This window comes from Thermoflexus sp. (assembly GCF_034432235.1).
Taxonomy (GTDB): Bacteria; Chloroflexota; Anaerolineae; order Thermoflexales; family Thermoflexaceae; genus Thermoflexus.
The window spans coordinates 13597-28209 of sequence record NZ_DAOUCJ010000001.1; the positions used below are offsets into that span (position 1 = coordinate 13597).

The window sequence follows — 14613 nt, forward strand, 5'->3', positions numbered from 1 at the left end:
AGGGGAAAGGAAAAGGATCAGCGCCGGAATCCCCCGCCCGATTGCGGTCCGATGCCCAGCCCGTATACAATCCTCCCGGGTTTCGGTCCCGACGCTGGAACCTCTCACCGACTCTCTTCCCGGAGGCCTGTGGATGCCGACCTTGTTGCTGCGCAATGCAGAGGTGCTGGTCACCATGGATGATGCACGGCGCCGCATCCCCGACGGCGGCCTCTTCGCCCGAGATGGCGTGATCGAACAGGTGGGCCCCACCCATGCGCTTCCCCCCGAAGCGGATCTCATCGTCGACGCCCGCGGGATGGTAGTGATCCCGGGCCTGGTGAACACCCATCATCATCTCTATCAGACCCTCACCCGGGTGATCGCTCAGAACGCGAAATTGTTCGACTGGCTGCGCGCCCTCTATCCCATCTGGGCGCGCATGGATGCGGAGGCGGTTTATATCAGCGCCCTGGTGGGGATGGCTGAGCTCCTCCACTCCGGATGCACCACCACCAGCGACCACCTGTATCTCTTCCCGAACGGCGCGCGGCTCGACGATGAGATCCGGGCCGCCCAGGAGATCGGGATCCGGTTTCACGCCACCCGCGGTGCCATGTCCCTGGGCGAATCGAAAGGCGGCCTCCCGCCGGATGCGGTGGTGGAGGACGAGGACGCCATCCTGAAGGATATGCAGCGGGTCATCGAAGCCTATCACGATCCCCGGCCCTATGCGATGTGCCGCGTGGCCCTGGCCCCGTGTTCCCCGTTCTCCGTCACTCCGGATCTCATGCGGGAGGCGGCGGGGATGGCCCGCCAGTATGGCGTGATGCTCCACACCCATCTGGCGGAGACCCGGGACGAGGAGGAATACTGCCTGGCGCGTTTCGGCAAGCGGCCGGTGGCTTACGCCATGGAGCTGGGATGGGAGGGCCCCGATGTCTGGTTCGCGCACGTGGTGCACGTTCGCGCCGAGGAAATCGCCTTCCTGGCCCGGGCCGGCGCCGGCGTTGCCCATTGCCCCAGCTCCAATATGCGCCTGGCCTCCGGCATCGCTCCAATCCGCGCCATGCTGGACCATGGGGTGAAGGTGGGGCTGGGGGTGGACGGCAGCGCCAGCAATGATGCTTCCCATATGCTGGCGGAGGCGCGACAGGCCATGCTCCTCCAGCGGGTCGCCCTGGAACGGCCCGATGCCCTCACGGCGGAGGAAGCCCTCTGGCTGGCCACCCGGGGCGGCGCCGCGGTCCTGGGGCGAGACGACATCGGGCAGCTATCCCCCGGGAAAGCCGCGGATTTCGCCGGATGGCGGCTGGATCGCCTGGATTACGCGGGCGCCCTCCATGATCCAGTGGCCGCCCTGGTGTTCTGCCAGCCCCGCCCGGCGGACCTCGTGGTCGTCCAGGGGAAGGTGATCATTGAGGATGGCGCGTTGCTGACGGTGGAAGAGGGACGCCTCATCGAGCGGCACAATCAGATCGCACGGCGCATCGTGCGAGGAGAATGAGGGGACCTATGGAGAGCGCCCGGGCTGCGGGGACCCCCTGGATACCCCTCGCAGCCCGGGAGATGGCCTTTCTTCTTCCCCCCTGACCAGAGAGCCGTAGCGGGAGGAGCCAGAGCTCCCTTGCGCTCTGGCCCATCCATGTCCTACACGCATCGGGAAAAACGCCTTCACTCTTCTTCTTCCTCTTCCTCCTTCTTCCCGCGGCCGATAACTTCCACCTCAGGGGTTTCAGCCGGCAGCGCCGCCTCTTCCAGAGCCTCCGCGGCCGGCGCCGTCACCAGGGCGATCAGCTCGTCCGGATCGCTCACCACCGTGATCCCGGGCGGCACCTGAAGATCCCGCACATAGATCGCCGCGTCCACACGATCCAGGCGGCTCAGATCCACCGTGATGGCCTCGATGAGATCCTTCGGGAGACATTCGATCTCCACATGGGTGAGCCCATGCACCAGAATGCCCTCCCCGCGTTCCACCGCGGGGGAAGCCCCCACAAACACCACGGGGACTTCCACGCGGATCTTCTCGGTCATCTCCACCGCCTGGAAATCGACATGGAGGATCTCCCGATGGATCGGCTCCCGCTGCACCTCCCGGATCAGGACCAGGTGGGTCTCGCCATCCACGTGGAGGGTGATCAGATGGGCGCCGCCGCGAGCCTGGGCCAGGACCCGCTGAAGCTCCTTGCCTTCCACCTGAATGGTCATCGGCTGGATGTGCCGGCCGTAAAGCACCGCCGGGATCCACCCCTGGCGGCGAAGGGCTTTCACCTGCTTTCCTGTTACCGTCCGCGGCCTCGCGTTTAACACCAGCTCCGCCATCGTTCCACCTCTCGCGATCTGAAATGGATCAGGCTTACACCGTTGGGCATGAAGGAAACGGGATGACTTCCACCTTCTCTGCGCGGCCCACTCCGTTGCAGGGGGAAAAGGACCCCGAGGGCCAGCCTCGCCGCTTCCGATCATCCCCAGCCTCCAGAAGCCCCTTGCTGGGGATCAGCGCTGCAATCGCCGGAGCAGCCAGCCTAAAAGCATACCCAGGATCACCCCGATCAGCAACCCGGCCCAGGAGGCCAGGACCCCCCTCGGTTTCCCCTCTACGGTGTGGGCGAGGATGAAACCCGCCCGCCCTCCCTCCATCCGAACGATCCGCGCGCACACCGCCCCCGCCTGGCTTTCCCTCAGCGTCGCCTCCCGGGAGGAGGCCAGACCGACCGCGCTCTGCCGGAGATCCATCTGCACGCCGCGAACGATCCCGAACGCAGAGCGTTGGGCCTGGATCCGATTGGCCGCCAGATGGGAGACCGCCGTGCCTTCACAAATCGCCTCGTTCGCGATCAGGGATCCCAGGCGGACGCCCGAGAGCGGAACCGCCCGGGCCTCGCTGGCTTCTTCCACTCGATGCTCGGATGGGCTCATGGACCACCCCTGGAACTCGAAGTGCTCGGGGGCCCATACACGCCCCGCGAGGGGACCCTGAAAGGATACCGGGTTCTGGGCAACTGCCCGGAACCCGGTCGAAACAAAAAGGATTCTATGAATAACGGAAAAGCCCGTCAAGGACCTTCCGAGCTGAGGTTTAGACATCCACAGCGCGCATTAGCGACGCGCCTCGGTCAACGCCGCCTCCACATCCGCAGTCACCTCTTCATCGCTGCGGCCCGCGTTCTGCTCCGCCAGGCGTGCCACCAGGCGGTCGAAACGGGCGAGAGCCTCTTTCTCCTCCAGTTCCTGATAGCGGTGGTCCATAGCGGACTGCTCCTTTCAGAGGGGTGAGCCATGCGTTAGAATAGCGGAGCAGCGGCCCGGAGCTGCCGCAGGAACATTCGAGGATCCAGGAGGCCATCGGTGTCCGTCCGTGGCCCTCAGGATGTGCAGGCGTTTCTGGAACGACATCTTCCCGGAACCCCGGTGCGGATTCTGGATCAAAGCACTGCCACCGCAGTGGAAGCGGCAGCGGCGGTGGGATGTCCGCTGGGGGCGATCGTCAAGTCGCTGCTCTTCATCGCGGGGGAAGATCCCCGGCTGGTGCTGGTGGCCGGGGATCGAAAGGCCGATCAGCGTCTCCTGGCCGCCCTGTGGGGGATCCCCCGCAAACGCATTCGGATTGCGGACCCGGAGACCGTGTTGCGGGTGACCGGCTATGAGGTCGGCGGGGTGCCTCCCGTCGCCCATGCGATGCCCCTGGAGGTCTGGATCGATGCCTCGCTCGCCCGTTATGAAACCCTCTGGGCAGCAGCGGGCGCCCGCAACGCCCTGTTCCCCATCGCTTTCGCGGATCTGGTGCGCATCACCGGCGGCCGGGTGGCCGAATTCACCGTGGAAGCGACGCCGGGAGAGGAGGCCCGGAAACCAGCGAACTCATGACCGGTCTTCCCTCTCCCCCCCACCTCTCCGCCTCGCGGAGAGGGAGCAGAAGGAACGCCCCGCTGGCGGATCGATCGCGCGGAGGGATCTCGACCGATGCGGATTCTGGCCATTGAGACATCCTGCGATGAAACGGCGGCCGCGGTGGTGGAAGACGGCCGCATCCTGCTCAGCCACGTGGTGGCTTCTCAGGCGGCCTTTCACGCCAAATATGGCGGCATTTTCCCGGAGATCGCCGCCCGCATGCATGTGGAGGCGATCGTGCCGGTAACCCGGGAGGCCATGGCCCAGGCCGGCCGCTCGTGGGAGGATATCGATGCGATCGCGGTGACCTACGGGCCGGGATTGCCGGGTTCCCTGGTCGTGGGGGTGAGTTTCGCCAAGGCTCTGGCCTTCGCCCGCCATAAGCCCCTGATCGCCGTCAATCACCTGGAAGGCCATCTCTACGCCCATCGGCTTCGGGTGGAAGGAAACCCCACCGAAGATCTCCCCCTTCCCTTTCTTGCGCTGATCGTCTCCGGCGGCCACACGGAGCTGATCTGGGTGCGGGATCTCCTGGATCACCGTCGGGTGGGCTGGACCATCGATGACGCCGCCGGGGAGGCCTTCGATAAAGTGGCGCGCCTCCTGGGCCTGGGGTTCCCGGGCGGGCCAGCCATCGAGCGCGTGGCCCAGCAAGGCGATCCGCGGGCGTTTCCCCTTCCGGCGCTTCCCCGGGTGGATCACCCCCTCTGGTTCAGCTTCAGCGGGCTGAAAACCGCGGTCCTCCGGATCGTGGAGCGCTTTGAAGGGCAACCGCTCCCGGTGGCAGATCTGGCCGCTTCTTTCCAGGCAGCGGTCATCGAGCAGCTGGTTACGAAAACCCTGGAGGCCCTGCGCCATTATGAAGCGCAGGCCATCCTGATCTCCGGTGGTGTCTCCGCCAACCGTCGGCTCCGGGAGGAGATGGCCCGCCGCGCCCCGGTTCCGGTTCATGTCCCCCCTCCCTGGCTCTGCACCGATAACGCGGCGATGATCGGCGCGGCGGCGGCACTGCATGCCCGGGCCGGCCACTTCGCATCCCTGGATCTCGATGTGGATCCCGATGCCAAAATCGGTTAGGAAATTTGGCCCCCCTTTGCCCCGTTGCGCAGGCCCCGGGAGTTTTATAATAACCTCATAGGAATTACGCGGCGGGCTTCCTCTTGAGGATTTCGGGGCGGAATGGCCACCCGAGGCGGATGCCCCGGCCTGGGGAATCCTCCCGGAACGGCATGGCCGATCCCTCACGGGGGGACTCCGCCGGGAACGGGTCGGATTCTGCAGGGGATGAGGAGACGATGGCTCCGCTGGTGGTGCTGATCGACGGACATTCCCTGGCCTACCGGGCCTATTACGCGCTGCTCCGTCAGGGGCTTCAGACCCGCAAGGGGGAACCCACGCATGCGGTCTATGGCTTCACATCGATGCTCCTGAAGGTGTGGCGGGAGCACCGCCCGGATTATATGGCGGTGGCCTTCGACGTCGGACGGACCTTCCGCCACGAGGCCTTCGGGGAATACAAGGCGACCCGGGCGGAACGCCCTTCGGATTTCGACGTCCAGATGGCTCGGATCCATCAGATCATCGACGCGTTCGCGATCCCGAAATTAACCGCCGAGGGCTACGAAGCGGATGACGTGATCGGCACCGTGGCGCACCAGGCCCTTCAGCGGGGCATGGAGGTCCTGATCGTCACCGGCGATACCGACGCTTTCCAGCTGATCCGGCCGGGCATTCGGGTGCTCACCTCGCGCCGCCATTTCGACGACATCGTGATCTATGATGTGGAAGCGATCCGCGAGCGCTACGGCCTGGAGCCCCACCAGCTGGTGGACCTCAAGGCCCTCACCGGCGATCCAAGCGACAACATCCCCGGGGTTCGGGGGATCGGGGAGCGGACGGCCACGGAGCTGCTGAAGCGCTACGGTTCCCTGGAGAACATCTACGCGCATCTGGAGGAGATCCAGCCGGAGCGGATCCGCCGTCTGCTGGAGGCGGGGCGGGAGCAGGCGTTCCTGAGCCAGCAGCTGGTCCGGATCCGCGTGGATGTCCCGATCACGGTGGATTGGGAGGCCTGTCGGGTCGGGCGATACGATCGGGAGGCAGTGCTGGCCCTCTTCCAGGAGCTGGAGTTCCGGAGCCTGATGAACCGGCTCCCCAACGGGACAGCCCCGCTGGGAGCCGCAGCGGCTGCTGCGGAGGCATCGGGGCCGGCCAGCCAGCTCACCCTCTTCCCGGAGCCGATGGGGCCAGCGGTGATCCAGCCCCTCGCAGTGCCCCGGTTGCGGACGGAGCATCTCCCTCGCCCGACCGCGGCGACGGTGGTCACGGATGAGGCGGGGCTGGCCGCGCTCCGGGAGGCGCTGGAACGGGCGCCCCGCTTCGCTTTCGACGTGGAGACCGACGCCCTATCGCCGATGTCCGCCGGCCTGGTTGGGCTCTCCTTCGCTGTGGAGGAGGGCCGTGGCTATTACGTCCCGGTGGGCCATCGGGATGGATCCCCCCAGCTGCCCCTCCCCCGCGTCCTGGAGGCCCTGGGGCCTGTGCTGCGGGATCCGGGGCGGCCGAAAGTTGGCCATCACGCCAAGTTCGACATGCTGGTCCTGGCCCGCCACGGGGTGGAAGTCGAGGGCCTGGCCTTCGACACGATGGTCGCCGAGTGGGTGCTGAACCCGGCCGCCTATGGCCTCAACCTCAAACATCTGGCCTGGCTCCGGCTCGGGGTGGAGATGACCACCATCGAGCAGCTGATCGGGAAGGGGAAGGGCCAGCGCTCCTTCGCGGATGTCCCGGTCTCCGCAGCGGCCCCTTACGCCGCCGCCGATGCGGACCTCACCCTGCGCATCGCGCGGGTTCAGGAAGAGGAGCTGCGCCGGCAGGGATTGTGGAACCTCTTCGCGGAGATCGAGATCCCCCTGATCCCGGTGCTGGTCCGGATGGAGCAGACGGGCATCCTGATCGACGTCCCCCTCTTGCAGCAGATGTCGAAGGAGTTCGAGCGGCGGATCCAGATCCTGGCCCAGGAGATCTACCGCTGGGTAGGCTATGCGTTCAACCTGGATTCCCCCCGTCAGCTCTCGGACGCCCTGTTCGGGAAGCTCCAGCTGCCGACCGTCAACGTCCCGCGGACCGGGACGGGGATGTATTCGACCTCGAGCGAGGTGTTGGAGAGCCTGCGGGGCGCCCATCCGGTGATCGATCTTATCCTGGAATACCGGCAGTTGGCCAAGCTGAAGAGCACCTATGTGGATGCCCTGCCGCGGATGATCCATCCGGCCACCGGCCGCATCCATCCCCTCTATCATCAGACCGGGACGGTGACGGGGCGGATCTCGGCGAGCGATCCCAACATCCAGAACATCCCCATCCGCACCGAGCTGGGCAAGCAGATCCGCCGGGCCTTCATCGCCCCGCCCGGTTCGGTCCTCCTCTCGGCCGATTACTCCCAGATCGAGCTGCGCATCCTGGCGCACATCACGAAAGATCCGGGGCTGATCGCGGCCTTCCAGGCGGGGGAGGACATCCATCGGGCCACGGCGGCGAAGGCCTTCGGGATCCCCATCGAGCAGGTCACCGATGAGCAGCGGAACTTCGCCAAGCGGATCAACTACGGGTTGATCTACGGGATGAGCGCCCATGGGCTGGCCCAGCAGCTGGGGATCTCCCGGCGGGAGGCGGAGCGGTTCATTCAGCAATATTTCGCCGCCTTCCCGCGGGTGAAGGCCTATATCGAAGCCATCAAAGAACAGGTGGCCCGGAAGGGGTATGTGGAGACCCTTCTGGGACGCCGCCGGTATTTCCCCGAGATGATGCCGGCGGCCCCCGGGCAGCCGCCGCGCCGGCTTCCGGAAGCGGTCCGCCGCAAAGCGGAGCGGGAGGCCATCAATGCCCCCATCCAGGGCAGCGCGGCGGACATCATCAAGGTAGCGATGATCCGGATCGATCGGGCCCTCCGGGCGCAGGGGCTGCGCGCCCGGATGATCATGCAGGTCCATGACGAGCTGGTCTTCGAGGTGCCGGAGGAGGAGATAGAGACCGTGCGCGCGCTGGTGGAAGATCACATGCGCCACGCCTATCCCCTGGCCGTGCCCCTGGAAGTGGAGATCCACATCGGGCCCCACTGGTCTTGATGGGACAATGGTGAGCTGCTGTCCTGCAACCGGATGAAAATGTCCCATTCTGGATTTCCTGGGTGGTTCGTTTGAAGAGGGAAGGGATGGGGCAGGCGGTGATCATCGCCACGGGAAACCGCGTCCGGTGGAGGAAACGCGATGATCCGGGATAGGGAAGCATGGCGGCGCTGGGAAGCTCGATGGCAGCGAGGGCATCCCGCGGACCCGGAGGAGAACTTCCGCGTCTTCCAGACGTTGCTGGAGATGGCGCGCGCCGTGGGCGCTTGGCCGCCCTCAAACCCGCTGGAAGGTCTGGAAGTGGACATCGCGCTGGCGCGAAAGGTCAACACCTATGTCCGGCCTCCTGGCTCAGCTGGCCAAAGCGCTTGACGAGGCACGCCTTCCCTATTGGAGGGCAGGTGGTGCTGGTGTATGGAGAGCCGCGCCTGACCCGGGATGTGGACGTCACCCTGGGCCTCACGCTGAAGGCCCTCCCTCTGGTGCTGAGCGTGGCTGATCGAATCGGGCTTCAGGTTCCGGTGGAAGATGTCGGGGCTTTCGTCCAGCAGACCTGGGCGCTCCCCACCCTTCACCCCCCCAGTGGCCTGCGGGTGGACTTCATTTTCTCCTGGACGCCTTACGAGCAGCAGGCCATGGCTCGCGCCCGTGAGATTGAGATCGAAGGCTACCCGGTGCGGTTCGCTGCTCCCGAGGACGTGATCATCCACAAAATCCTGGCCGGGCGTATGAGGGATCTGGAGGATATCCGCAGCATCCTTCGCAAGCAGGCTGTGGATACAGATTACATCCGCCAGTGGCTGAAGGCTTTTTCCGAAGCTCTGAACCAGGATGTTCTCAGCATATTCGAGAACATCTACGGAGAAGTTCAAGCTGAGCTTTGAGGTTCACGAGTCGGGAAGCCCGCGATAAGCGCGAGCTCCTGCGTTTCCCCCAGGTCAGGCCGCTGCCGGTGGCCCTCACAGGTCCCGCCGTTCGAACTGATAGGCGGCCAGGGCGAGGAGGAGGACGACGTAAACGAGGGCGTAAAGGATCATCCGGTCGCTGGGGATGGTGGCGGCGGTGAAGGGGTTCGGGCCCATGAGCCGGGCGAGGGGGCTCTGGAGCTCATACGCCGCCCGCCGCCAGAGGGCCTCGGCAGGCATGAGCAGCGAGGCCAGGATCCCCAGATCCACCACCGTGGCCTGCCCGACGAGACTGCCCACCTGTTCCGCCCACCCCCCAATGAAGGCGACCCCATACAGGCCCAGCCCCAGCGCCCCGGTCGCCAGGGTCGAAAACCGGGTCCCGGCCCACAGGGACAGGGAAAGGGGGATCAGGGCTTCCAGCCCCAGCAGGGCCAGCCCCCGGCCCCAGCCCCGGGGCGCCCATCCGGTGATCAGGGCCGTGATCCCGATCACCCCTCCGGCCATCCAGAGGACATACAGCAGCAGCCACAGCGCGTGCCCCAATCCTTTCCCGAACAGGATCTGCCAGCGGGCGATCGGTCGAGCGGCCACCGCCTGGATAACCCCCGAAGCGATCTCCCCCGCGATGGTATCGGCGGTTCCGACCACCGCCGCCATCACGATCAGGACGTTCGCCCCATACAGGGCCGCCAGCATGAAGAAACTGGCGATCTCCTCCCGCATCCGGGGATCCGGGGGACCGAAGCGGGCGAGCTCGCGGTGGATCAGAAACAGCGCCAGGCCGAAGAGGGCCAGGAAGGCAGCCCCCAGCCCGAAGGCGGCCAGCACCAGCCGCCGCCGCAACGCTTCCCGGAAGGTGAGCGCTCCGATCCATCGAATCGGGAAGAGGGCCTCGACGATCCCAGAATAAGAATAAAGGGAGCTCATGGAATCTCCCTCCGCTTCGAGCAGCGGGATCACCGCAATGGCCGCTTCTCGGGCATCCCCGGCCGGCGAGGATAGGCAGGGGGCGTCGGCGCGATTTTCTCGAAGACCAGGAGGGCGCGTCGGGAAAGATGCGGCGGCCACGCCAGATCCCGCCGCTCCCGGAGCCGCCCGCCCAGCCGCTCCAGCGCCCCTCGGGCGACCTCGATTTCCTCTTCGATCTCTGCCCCCTTCATCGCCACCGCCGCTCCTCCGACCCGAACAAGCGGGAGCAGATATTCCAGAAGAACCGGGAGATCGGCGACGGCCCGGGCGATGGCATAGTCGTAGCGCTCCCGATGCATCGGGTCCTGTCCGACTTCCTCGGCCCGCCGGGCGAGGATCCTCACCCCTTCCAGCCCGAGGGCGTGAACCACCGCTTCCAGAAAACGGGCCTTCTTCCCCACGGACTCGATCAGGGAGACCTCGAGGGTGGGCCAGGCGAGCTTCAGAACCAGGCCGGGGAACCCGGCGCCGGTCCCTACATCCGCCAGCCGGCGCGCCGGCCACTGCCCGGGCGCGGGCGGCCATCCCGGTTCCCGGAGGACGGTCAGGGCGGTCAGGGAGTCGATGAAATGACGAGCGGCCATGGCCCCGGGCTCGATGATGGCCGTGAGGTTGATCCGCTCGTTCCACTCCTGCACCATGCGAGCATAGCGGACCATGGCCTCCTGCGCCGGCTCCGGGAGGTCCCACCCCAGCCAGGCGATGCCTTCTCGCAGGACCTGCAGGAAAACCTGCTCGAAGTCCTCCATCGCCTTCACGATCCCGCCGCCCCTGCCCGAAGCCACGCCTGGCGGATCCCTTCGAGGAGCCGGTCTTCCTGATCGGGGAGCACCGTGCGCAGATCGAACCATACCGCCTCTTCCTGAACCCGGGCGATGATGGGGGGATCGGCCCGGCGCAGGGCGGCCATCATCGCTTCGGGATCCGCCGGCCGCAGCATGAGGGCAACGCTGGGGAGGGTCTCGCCGGGGAGGCTGCCGCCGCCGATCGTCGAGCGGGTGGGCCGTGCTTCCGCCGGTATCCCATCGGCGCGCAGGCGCGCCGTTAGATCCTGCGCCCGCGCCTCCAGCTCATGGAGGGAAACGGCGATCATCCGCCAGACCGGGATCTCCCGGGTGGCCTCGCCTTTGAGGTAATGGATGAGCGTGGCGCTCAGCGCGGCCAGCGTGAGCTTATCGGGCCGCAGGGCCCGCATCAGCGGATGCCGCCGCATCCGCGCAAGAAGCTCCAGTTTCCCCACGATGATCCCGGCCTGAGGGCCGCCGAGGAGCTTGTCCCCGCTGAAGCAAACCACCGCCGCGCCGGCCTCTATGCTCTCCTGCGCCATCGGCTCGTGGGCCAGGCCGAAGGCCGCCGTGTCCAGGAGTGCCCCGCTCCCCAGATCGTCCATCACCGGGATGCCGTAGCGGGCCCCCAGGGCGACCAGCTCGGCCAGAGGGACTTCGGAGACAAACCCGATCATACGGAAGTTGCTGAGATGCGCGCGGAGGATCAGGGCGATGTCTTCGCCCTGCGCGAGGGGCTCTTCGTAATCCCGGAGATGGGTTCGGTTGGTGGTGCCCACTTCGATCAGGCGCGCCCCGCTCTGGGCCATCACCTCAGGGATCCGAAAGCCCCCGCCGATCTCGATGAGCTGGCCCCGGGAGATCAGCACCCCCCGTCCCCGGGCCAGGACGGTGAGGGCGAGGAGCACCGCGGCGGCGTTGTTGTTGACCACCAGGGCGGCCTCCGCCCCGGTCAGCCGGCGCAGGAGATCTTCCACGGCCGCCTGCCGTTCCCCCCGCTCGCCGGCCTCGAGATCGAATTCCAGATCGCTGTAAGCGGCCGCGGCGCGAATGGCTTCGAGGGCGGCCTGGGAAAGCGGCGCACGGCCCAGATTGGTGTGCAGGATCACGCCGGTGGCGTTGATGACGGGGCGGGGGCGGGGGGTATGCCAGCGGGCCAGCCGGGCGGCGGCCTGCTCCAGCAGCACCGCCTCTGAAGGCGCCGGCTCGCCCTGTTGAACCCGCGCCCGCGCCTCCATCAGGACCTCCCGGAGCGCTTCGACCACCGCGTCGTGGCCGAAAGCCGACAGGAGCGACGCCGCGCCCTCGGCCTTCAACAGGCGATCCACACTCGGCAACCCTCGACGCGGATCCATCGACGCCTCGCCCAGACGCTTCGCCTCGCCAGGGATTCTATCATCGGCTCAAAAGTCCTGCCTGCGCTGGCGAATTCGTTTTGTCTTATTTATAATGAGGTGAGAAGTGAGGAGCCATGCCGTGGGCTGTGCGGGGCATCTTCCGCATCCTATCTGGTTTCCGAGCGCAGAAACGCTCTCTGGAAGGATTTCGTCATGGAGGCTTCAAGGAGGTTCGAATTCCCATCCCTGCTTCAAACGCCGGTGTTGGTGCTGAACGCCAACTTCGAGCCTCTGAATGTCTGTTCTCTCCGCCGGGCGATCGCCCTCGTGCTCGACGGGAAAGCGGAGATCCTGGAGAACGGCCGGGGCGAAGTGCGCACCCCTTCCCGGGTTTTCCCCTGTCCTTCGGTGATCCGTCTGCGCTATGTGGTGCGACGGCCGCCCCGCCGGCTGCGTCTGACCAAGCGGGAGATCCTGAGGCGGGATCAGTATACCTGCCAATATTGCGGGCGTTCCTCTCCCCATTTAACGGTGGATCACGTGATCCCGCGCCATCGGGGCGGGAAGCATACCTGGGAGAATCTGGTGGCGGCCTGTCCGGCGTGCAATCGCCGCAAGGGAAACCGCACGCCGGCTGAAGCCCATATGACGCTGTTGCGCCAGCCCTTCGAGCCGATTCCCACCATCCGTTATCTTTTCGGCGCCTATCTGCGGGAATACGCCGAGTGGCGGAAATATCTGGAGGGATGGTGAGGAGGAGCGAAATGCCGTTCCAGGAGTTCGGGCGCTGGTTCATCCTGATCGGGCTGTTCTTCCTGGCCTTCGGCCTGCTGTTCATGCTGATGGGCCGGGTGCCGGGCCTCGGCCGCCTGCCCGGGGACATCCTGATCCAGAAGGGGAATTTTGTGTTCTTCTTCCCGCTGGCCACTTCGATCCTGCTCAGCTTGCTGCTCACCCTGGTGCTGAACCTGGTGTTCCGGCTCTGGCGGTAACGCCAGGGGAAATCCGCGTGATGGTGAATTTCAGGCACGATGGGAGAAGGGCCATGGGCGGTGGTGGCGCCATCCCAAGGATGGAGGCTGCCGTGGAGGCGTTTCGAATCGAGCGGGATTCCTTAGGGGAAGTGCGGGTCCCGGCCTATGCCCTCTGGGGGGCTCAGACCCAGCGGGCGATCGAAAACTTCCCGATCAGCGGGATCCGGTTCCCCCGGGATTTCATCCGCGCCCTCGGCCTGATCAAGTATTGCGCCGCGAAGGTCAACCGGGATCTGGGCCTGCTGGATGAGCGGCGCGCGAACGCGATCATGCAGGCGGCCCGGGAGGTGATCGAAGGGAAGCTGGACGATCACTTCCCGCTGGATATCTTCCAGACGGGGTCGGGCACTTCGACCAATATGAACGCAAACGAGGTGATCGCCAACCGGGCCATTCAGATCCTGGGCGGCGCGATCGGCTCCAGGGAGATCCATCCCAACGACCATGTGAACCTGGGCCAGTCCTCCAACGATGTGATCCCAGCGGCTATCCATATCTCCGCTTATCTGGCGGTGCACGAGCGTCTGCTCCCGGCCCTGCGTCATCTCCACGAAGTGCTCCTCGATAAGGCCCGCGAGTTCGACGATATCGTGAAAACCGGGCGCACCCACCTGATGGATGCGATGCCGGTGCGTCTGGGCCAGGAGTTCTCCGGCTACGCCAGCCAGGTCGAACATGGGATCCGTCGGATCGAGTCGGCGCTGCCGCACTTGGCGGAGCTGGCCCTGGGAGGGACGGCGGTGGGCACCGGGATCAATACCCATCCGGAGTTCGGCCGGCGGATCGCGGCGGCCCTGAGCGAGGAGACCGGGTTGCCGTTCCGGGAGGCGGAGAACCACTTCGAAGCCCAGGCGGCCCAGGACGCGGCGGTGGAGCTGAGCGGCCAGCTGAAGACCGTGGCCGTCTCGCTGTATAAGATCGCCAACGATCTGCGCTGGATGAACTCCGGCCCGCAGGCCGGCCTGGCGGAGATCCGGCTCCCCGCTTTACAGCCCGGGTCCTCCATTATGCCGGGCAAGATCAACCCGGTGATCCCTGAGGCGGTGATGATGGTCTGCATGCAGGTGATGGGCAACGACGTAGTGATCAACATGGCCGGCGCCTCGGGGAGCTTCGAGCTGAACGTGGCGCTGCCGGTGATCGCCCATAATCTCCTCCAGTCCATCCATATCCTGGCGAGCGCGGCGACCGTCCTGGCCGATAAGTGCGTCTGCGGGATTGTGCCCAACCGCGAGCACATGGAGACGCTGGTCCACAAGAACGCGATCCTGGCCACCGCCCTCACGCCCTACATCGGCTACGACCGGGCCGCGGAGGTGGTGAAGAAGGCGATGGCCGAGAACCGGACCATCCGCGAGGTGGTCCTGGAGATGGGCCTTCTGCCCGCGGAGAAACTGGATGAGGTCCTGGATGTGCGGAAAATGACGGAAGGCGGCTTCGTGGCCGGGATGTCCGGGGGCGGATAGCTCCTGGATGTGGGAAAGCTTTCGCGGGTTGTGCCGGAGGGCCTCCTCCTTTCCACGCTGAGGAGCACGAGCGGACATCCGGAAAGGGGGCAAGAGGGCCAGCGTTCTGGATTG

15 protein-coding genes are annotated in these 14613 nt (G+C 66.1%); 9 read left to right on the top strand and 6 right to left on the bottom strand.

Features of this window, described 5'->3' with window-relative positions; translation table 11 throughout:
• Positions 1-133: 133 nt before the first annotated feature.
• Positions 134-1486, top strand: a complete 1353-nt coding sequence (locus tag VAE54_RS00085; protein WP_322799885.1) for an 8-oxoguanine deaminase — start codon at positions 134-136, stop codon at positions 1484-1486.
• Between the two features lie 167 nt (positions 1487-1653).
• Here the strand turns inward: VAE54_RS00085 and VAE54_RS00090 are convergent, their stop codons facing one another.
• The 3 genes from VAE54_RS00090 to VAE54_RS00100 form a co-directional block, all read right to left on the bottom strand.
• Positions 1654-2304 carry a 50S ribosomal protein L25 gene (locus VAE54_RS00090; RefSeq protein ID WP_322799886.1) on the bottom strand — a complete coding sequence of 217 codons (651 nt, stop codon included), beginning with the start codon at positions 2302-2304 and terminating at the stop codon, positions 1654-1656.
• A 174-nt stretch (positions 2305-2478) separates the two neighbouring features.
• Positions 2479-2901: a hypothetical protein gene (locus tag VAE54_RS00095; protein ID WP_322799887.1), complete on the bottom strand. Its 423-nt coding sequence runs from the start codon at positions 2899-2901 to the stop codon at positions 2479-2481.
• 180 nt (positions 2902-3081) lie between these two features.
• Positions 3082-3231 (bottom strand): hypothetical protein, encoded by a 150-nt coding sequence (locus tag VAE54_RS00100; protein ID WP_322799888.1) that lies wholly within the window; start codon positions 3229-3231, stop codon positions 3082-3084.
• Between the two features lie 99 nt (positions 3232-3330).
• Between VAE54_RS00100 and VAE54_RS00105 the strand changes: the two genes are divergently transcribed.
• The 5 genes from VAE54_RS00105 to VAE54_RS00125 all read left to right on the top strand — a co-directional run bounded on the left by VAE54_RS00105 (position 3331) and on the right by VAE54_RS00125 (position 8884).
• Positions 3331-3849 carry a YbaK/EbsC family protein gene (locus VAE54_RS00105; protein WP_322799889.1) on the top strand — a complete coding sequence of 173 codons (519 nt, stop codon included), beginning with the start codon at positions 3331-3333 and terminating at the stop codon, positions 3847-3849.
• A 96-nt stretch (positions 3850-3945) separates the two neighbouring features.
• Entirely contained in the window at positions 3946-4950 is a 1005-nt protein-coding gene (gene tsaD, locus VAE54_RS00110; protein WP_322799890.1) for a tRNA (adenosine(37)-N6)-threonylcarbamoyltransferase complex transferase subunit TsaD, read from the top strand.
• Positions 4951-5168: 218 nt separating this feature from the next.
• Positions 5169-8000, top strand: a complete 2832-nt coding sequence (polA, locus tag VAE54_RS00115) for a DNA polymerase I (protein WP_322799891.1) — start codon at positions 5169-5171, stop codon at positions 7998-8000.
• A gap of 141 nt (positions 8001-8141) precedes the next feature.
• Complete coding sequence (locus VAE54_RS00120) at positions 8142-8372, top strand: hypothetical protein (RefSeq protein ID WP_322799892.1); 231 nt, start codon at positions 8142-8144, stop codon at positions 8370-8372.
• 32 nt (positions 8373-8404) lie between these two features.
• Positions 8405-8884, top strand: a complete 480-nt coding sequence (locus VAE54_RS00125; protein WP_322799893.1) for a nucleotidyl transferase AbiEii/AbiGii toxin family protein — start codon at positions 8405-8407, stop codon at positions 8882-8884.
• Between the two features lie 75 nt (positions 8885-8959).
• Here VAE54_RS00125 and VAE54_RS00130 read toward each other — a convergent pair whose 3' ends face one another.
• Genes VAE54_RS00130 through selA form a run of 3 tightly spaced genes read right to left on the bottom strand, consistent with a single transcriptional unit; the run spans position 8960 to position 12017 of the window.
• A complete protein-coding gene (locus tag VAE54_RS00130; protein WP_322799894.1) occupies positions 8960-9835 on the bottom strand; it encodes an ABC transporter permease in 876 nt (291 codons plus the stop codon).
• 29 nt (positions 9836-9864) lie between these two features.
• Positions 9865-10662: a 16S rRNA (guanine(527)-N(7))-methyltransferase RsmG gene (gene rsmG / locus VAE54_RS00135; RefSeq protein ID WP_322799895.1), complete on the bottom strand. Its 798-nt coding sequence runs from the start codon at positions 10660-10662 to the stop codon at positions 9865-9867.
• A complete protein-coding gene (gene selA, locus VAE54_RS00140) occupies positions 10632-12017 on the bottom strand; it encodes an L-seryl-tRNA(Sec) selenium transferase (RefSeq protein ID WP_322799896.1) in 1386 nt (461 codons plus the stop codon). Before selA ends, rsmG begins: the two co-directional genes overlap by 31 nt.
• 195 nt (positions 12018-12212) lie before the next feature.
• On the opposite strand from selA, the gene VAE54_RS00145 reads away from it, so the two are divergent.
• The 3 genes from VAE54_RS00145 (at position 12213) to VAE54_RS00155 (ending at position 14499) form a co-directional block, all read left to right on the top strand.
• Entirely contained in the window at positions 12213-12752 is a 540-nt protein-coding gene (locus tag VAE54_RS00145; protein ID WP_322799897.1) for an HNH endonuclease, read from the top strand.
• Between the two features lie 11 nt (positions 12753-12763).
• Entirely contained in the window at positions 12764-12991 is a 228-nt protein-coding gene (locus VAE54_RS00150; RefSeq protein ID WP_322799898.1) for a DUF2905 domain-containing protein, read from the top strand.
• A gap of 80 nt (positions 12992-13071) precedes the next feature.
• Entirely contained in the window at positions 13072-14499 is a 1428-nt protein-coding gene (locus VAE54_RS00155; protein ID WP_416223742.1) for a class II fumarate hydratase, read from the top strand.
• Positions 14500-14613: the final 114 nt, after the last annotated feature.